Origin of the sequence: Synechococcus sp. 65AY6A5 (genome assembly GCF_002760415.1) — a bacterium.
Lineage (GTDB): Bacteria > Cyanobacteriota > Cyanobacteriia > Thermostichales > Thermostichaceae > Thermostichus.
In genome coordinates, this window is sequence record NZ_AXUW01000001.1 from 2,164,623 (window position 1) to 2,165,662 (window position 1,040).

General features: G+C 48.9%; 2 protein-coding genes. Both read right to left on the minus strand.

Annotated features, from left to right (window positions below):
* Positions 1–218: 218 nt before the first annotated feature.
* Positions 219–572, minus strand: a complete 354-nt coding sequence (locus SYN65AY6A5_RS10260; protein ID WP_011429784.1) for a DUF86 domain-containing protein — start codon at positions 570–572, stop codon at positions 219–221.
* Positions 562–855, minus strand: coding sequence for a nucleotidyltransferase family protein (locus SYN65AY6A5_RS10265; protein WP_011429785.1), 294 nt, complete (start codon positions 853–855; stop codon positions 562–564). The genes SYN65AY6A5_RS10260 and SYN65AY6A5_RS10265 overlap by 11 nt, the downstream gene beginning before the upstream one ends.
* Positions 856–1,040: the final 185 nt, after the last annotated feature.

Here is a 1,040-nt window from a genome sequence, read left to right on the forward strand (position 1 = left end):
GTCCAAAAGCCGTTGAGAAACTATGGCCACTTTAAACCAGATATAAGACACTCTCCAAGGGATCCTCGCCACTACCCAAGCGCTCTGCGCCGCCGGCGCGTTCGCGACAGTGTTGCGTAGCAATAACGATGTAACAAGCCGTAGTCTGGCCAGAGTGGATCCCGTCAGAGGGGGTTTCCAACTGGATGAAAACGGCGGCGTTGCTCCTGAAGTTAGGGTTAGCAGGGAGAATCGGAGAGACTACGCTTTAGTTTCTGTAAATTGTCAAGCAGTTGGGGCATGTCACTTTGGATGATACTCCACAAAACGTCGTTGTCTAGAGCAAGATAAGCATGAATGATACGGTTACGAGTGGCAATGAGTTGTCGCCAAGGAATATTTTCGTTCTGGTTACGGACTTCTGCAGGAATGTGAGTGGCTGCCTCACCAATCAACTCGATGTTTCTCAAGGTCGCATCATAGGTTCGGCGATCCCGTTCAAAGTCTTCTTGAGTGTACCCCTCTGTGTATTCAAGGACTCGCTTGGCAAATTCAATCATATCATCTAGGTAGAAACGCCATTCACGGGACATAGATTGCTTCTTTTTCTATCAATGGACGAAGTTCGGGGCGTAGAGCCTTGTCGGTCACAAGGTCTAGGGGGCATCCAAGTTTGTCTTCCAAGTAGAAGAGCAGACCGAAGTAACGCTTGGAGTCGGCTTTACCAATAAATTCAACTAGGATATCGATGTCGCTGCCGGCTTGATCCTCGCCACGAGCAGTTGAGCCAAACAGGGCCAGTCGCCGCACACCAAATTGCTTTTGAATCTCGGCAAATTGCTCGCCGAGCAATTGCAATACTTGTTGTTTCCTCATGGCTGGTCAGATTGGATCATTCACTTGTCAACTCTCCAAGTGGGAACACAGGTTGGCCGCTTGTTTTGATCTTCCAGGCTCACACAGGCAGGTGTTTATTCTAGCTATCTTTAGGAAGTCGGGTTCAAGGGATCCCTGGCCGTCCAAAAGCCGTTGAGAAACTATGGCCACTTTAAACCAGATAT

What these genes read in the sequence shown, in the direction of transcription:
- SYN65AY6A5_RS10260 (WP_011429784.1), bottom strand. Translation starts at nt 572, where the DNA reads ATGTCCCGTGAATGGCGTTTCTACCTAGATGATATGATTGAATTTGCC.
- SYN65AY6A5_RS10265 (WP_011429785.1), bottom strand. Translation starts at nt 855, where the DNA reads ATGAGGAAACAACAAGTATTGCAATTGCTCGGCGAGCAATTTGCCGAG.